This window comes from Vibrio sp. M260118 (assembly GCF_036533755.1).
Classification (GTDB): domain Bacteria; phylum Pseudomonadota; class Gammaproteobacteria; order Enterobacterales; family Vibrionaceae; genus Vibrio.
The window spans coordinates 1-4,270 of sequence record NZ_JATABG010000313.1 but is presented as its reverse complement, the minus strand read 5'-3'; the positions used below and the strand labels follow the sequence as shown (position 1 = coordinate 4,270).

Sequence of the window (4,270 nt, the reverse complement as noted above, 5' to 3'; positions counted from 1 at the left end):
CAAAGCTCAGGATTATAATGCATAAAGAGATTTCGAACGTTTTCTTGATTAAAGTCAAAAATAAAATGTGAGCTAAGTTTTTTTACGATAGATAAAATAAAAAAGGGAGCCGAAGCTCCCTGTGTGTTTAAATATGAACTAGATTAATAAACCACCAAACGTGAAGCCTAATGCAACGGCTGAGCAGATGGTTACCACACCAGGAATGAAGAATGGGTGGTTGAAAACGTACTTACCAATGCGCGTTGAACCCGTATCGTCCATTTCTACTGCTGCCAATAGAGTTGGGTAGGTTGGTAGAACGAATAGTGCACTCACTGCCGCAAATGAAGCCACGGCTGTGAGTGGCGCGACACCAATCGCAAGTGCTGCTGGCATTAGCGCTACCGTAGTTGCGCCTTGTGAGTAAAGCAGCATAGATGCGAAGAACAGTACCATAGCTAGCATCCACGGGTAGTCAGAAAGCAGAGCTCCTGCTACATCTTTGATGCCGTCTACGTGAGCGTTAACGAAGGTTGAACCTAACCACGCAACACCGAGTACACACACACATGCCGTCATACCTGAGCGGAAAGTCGACGCTGAAGGAATTTTCGCTGCATCGATCTTAGTGATCAAAACAATTGCAGCCGCTGCGGCAAGCATAACCGTCATGATCGCTTCGTTACGACCAAGTGCAGGATCTTTAATTAGGCCAATTGAACCAGAAATCGCCGCTGCATAGCAGACAACAAAACCGATAGCGGCTAAGAAAATGTAAGTAGCAGTTTTTGCAGTAGGCAGAATTTCACGCTTGGTTTCAGTTGCAAGCTTAATTAGTCCTTTTTCCAGACGTTCCTGATAAATAGGATCATCTTTGAGCTCTCCGCCCATGAAGTTAGCAACGAATGCACCAATCATACAGGCAATGAAAGTGGTTGGAATGCACACTGCGAGTAGCGTCAAGTAGTCAACGCCCATTGGTGCGAGCATAGCGGCAAAGGCAACAACGGCTGCTGAAATAGGTGATGCCGTAATCGCGATTTGAGAAGCGACAACTGCAATTGATAATGGACGAGATGGGCGAACCCCTTGGCCTTTAGCAACTTCAGCGATCACAGGCAGAGTTGAGAACGCAGTGTGGCCAGTGCCAGCCATGAGTGTCATTAAAAAGGTAACAATTGGCGCATAAAAGGTGATGCGCTCAGGGTGTTTACGCAAAAAGTTTTCTGCCACTTGTACTAACCAGTCCATACCACCTGCCACTTGCATTGCTGCAATCGCGGTAATGACTGACATAATGATCAGGATTACATCGACAGGCACAAATGCCTGGCTTGTGGGTACGCCAAGGACCAAAGAGAGTGCAATAACACCTGCACCACCAGCTAGACCAATACCAATGCCACCGATTCTGGCTCCTAAGTAGATAAAGAGCAGAACGACAATGAGTTCGACTGCAACCATATTAACACCTCGTATTTTTAGTTTTGATTCAATTTATCTAACGATTCAGACTCTAAATGGATAGATAATTTGAATGGAATAAAACCCTTAAATATATAAGGTTAACCGTATTGAATTCTAAAAAAGGGCTCCTGAGAGCCCTTTTCGCTACATTATTCGTAACGTTTCGCTTTATACGTTGGATGCATAAAGTTTTCAACACTTAATATGTCGTCGAGTTCTTCTTCAGTTAAAAGCCCTCTTTCTAGCACGACTTCGCGAACACTCTTACCGGTTTCCGCACAGATTTTTCCGACAATATCGCCTTCGTGATGACCGATATATGGGTTTAAATATGTGACGATACCGATAGAGTTGTATACGTAGGCTTCACACACTTCTCTGTTGACAGTGATGCCATCAATACACTTATCACGTAGGTTTACACAAGCGTTGGAGAGGATGGAAATTGACTCAAACATACTCTGAGCGATGACTGGCTCCATCACGTTGAGCTGTAGTTGACCACCCTCTGCGGCAAATGAAATCGTGTTGTCGTTACCAAGTACTTTGAAACACACTTGGTTGACCACTTCAGGAACCACAGGGTTCACTTTCGCGGGCATAATAGAAGAGCCCGCTTGAAGTTCAGGTAGGTTTAACTCGTTGAGGCCCGCACGTGGACCGGAAGAGAGTAGACGAAGGTCGTTACAGATCTTAGACAGTTTAACCGCTAATCGTTTTAGCGCACCATGAGTCATTACATAAGCGCCACAGTCTGATGTTGCTTCAATCAGGTCTTCTGCTGGAACGACTTCTAAGCCTGTTACGTCGGCTAGGTGTTTTACTGCTGCAACTTGGTAACCGTGTGCTGCGTTCAGGCCAGTGCCGATTGCTGTTGCACCTAGGTTGACCTCTAATAGTAGCTTTGAAGTGTACTCAAGGGCGCGAATCTCTTCGTTTAGGGTCACAGCCCAAGCGTGGAACTCTTGGCCAACCGTCATAGGCACTGCATCTTGAAGCTGAGTACGACCCATCTTCAATACATCTTTAAACTCTTGGCTTTTCAGTTCGAATGAACCTTTTAAGTATTCAATCGCTTCAATCAGTTTTTGCACGCTGTTGTATACCGCGATACGGAAACCGGTTGGGTAAGCACAGTTAGTTGATTGGCTCTTGTTGACATGGTCGTTAGGGTTGATGAACTCGTATTGGCCTTTTTCTTTACCCATCAGCTCCAGCGCAACGTTGGCAATCACCTCATTGGTGTTCATGTTGACTGAAGTACCCGCACCACCTTGGAATACATCGGAAGGGAACTGATCCATGCACTTACCTGTATCAAGGATCAGATCACATGCTTCAACAATGTAGTTGGCAACGTCTTTAGGGATAACACCGAGCTCTTTGTTGGCCAGTGTGGCGGCCTTCTTAGTCATCACCATTCCGCGTACGAATTCAGGTACGTCAGAAATAGTCATGTTAGAGATGTTGAAATTCTCGATCGCGCGTAGAGTATGAATGCCATAGTAAGCGTCGGCAGGAACATGACGCTCGCCAAGTAGATCTTCTTCGATACGAGTTGCAAGGTTAGCCACATGAGGTGTTACAATTTGCGTAGCCATACAGGATCCTTAGATATTTATTCTGATAATAAAGTTGCTTTATAGCCGTTCTGTGGTCTAAGAATCCATTCGACAGAATTTTTGGCTGTTAAATCCGTCCTGACTTATGTGGCACATAATACTGTACCTAGAGCATAATAATAGTAAGTTGATCACCTTTTTCAGTTTTGTTGAGTTAAAGTTTTGTAAGATATGAACAGGGTATGAATAACCCTTTATAGGTAGCGGTTTGTTGAGTGTTTTATCACGTTTTTTTACAGCTTCAATTTGAGATTACACGACCTTTAGGCTTACACTGTGGCTAACAAAGGAGGGCGTGTGTTTCCTATCTTATTACTGCTTTTTATCTTCGTACCTATTATTGAAATAGGACTATTTATTCAAGTCGGTGGCTTTATTGGTTTGTGGCCTACCATCGGCTTAGTGCTGATCACCGCTTTCGTTGGTGCATCGTTAGTGCGTAGCCAAGGCCTGCAAACACTTATGTCAGTCCAGAACCGCCTTCAGCAGGGTGAGCTTCCTGCTCAGCAAATTTTTGAGGGTGTGATGTTGGCTGTGGCGGGTGTGTTGCTGTTAACCCCGGGTTTTATGACAGACGCATTTGGTATGCTTGTGCTACTTCCGACTCCTAGAGCGTCGATCGCTAAGTACCTAATGAGCAAAATGGTTGTAAAATCAGTCGGTGGCGGATTTCACGGCAGTTTCCAGGGCGACCAGTTTGGTCAAAACCCTTTTGACCAAGGTCCGTTTCATAAAGGCGACTCTAATCAAGGTTCCACTTTTGAAGGTGAGTATGAGCGCAAAGACGATAACGACCACAATCGATTGAATTAAACTGTTTAAACCGATTCATGATAAGGCGCTGAAATAGCGCCTTTTTTACGTTTGCTACTCGCTTGAAAACTAAAGTTATAACTCTAATCTCTACCTAAAATCTAGCCAAATCAGTTGCCTATTCTCAATCCTGATACTTCTGTTATCGCTGTATGTTGAAAATTTGATTGCGCTTCAACTATTCATTAAATCAATGAGATCGAAATCTCACTGTCACTGAATGTAATTTTTAGTTTCATAAAAAACATCAACACTGAACGGGATTTATTAAAAAGTAGTCACGTAAAAAGTGATTTGGAACACGCTTTCTAGTCGAGCGCCAACATTGTAATGGTCGCCAAGGTTGAAAGCGATGCATGGTGGATAACATGAAACAAAAACTAACC

General features: G+C 44.0%; 3 protein-coding genes. 1 reads left to right on the top strand and 2 read right to left on the bottom strand.

Features of this window, described 5'->3' with window-relative positions; all coding sequences use genetic code 11:
• Positions 1 to 138 precede the first annotated feature (138 nt).
• Together QTO00_RS15670 and aspA are read right to left on the bottom strand one after the other, a co-directional pair.
• Positions 139 to 1,446, bottom strand: a complete 1,308-nt coding sequence (locus QTO00_RS15670; protein ID WP_331425623.1) for an anaerobic C4-dicarboxylate transporter — start codon at positions 1,444 to 1,446, stop codon at positions 139 to 141.
• A 152-nt stretch (positions 1,447 to 1,598) separates the two neighbouring features.
• Positions 1,599 to 3,050, bottom strand: coding sequence for an aspartate ammonia-lyase (aspA, locus tag QTO00_RS15665; protein ID WP_331425622.1), 1,452 nt, complete (start codon positions 3,048 to 3,050; stop codon positions 1,599 to 1,601).
• A 318-nt stretch (positions 3,051 to 3,368) separates the two neighbouring features.
• Here aspA and QTO00_RS15660 point away from each other — a divergent pair, with 318 nt between their 5' ends.
• Positions 3,369 to 3,884, top strand: coding sequence for an FxsA family protein (locus tag QTO00_RS15660; protein ID WP_331425621.1), 516 nt, complete (start codon positions 3,369 to 3,371; stop codon positions 3,882 to 3,884).
• Positions 3,885 to 4,270: the final 386 nt, after the last annotated feature.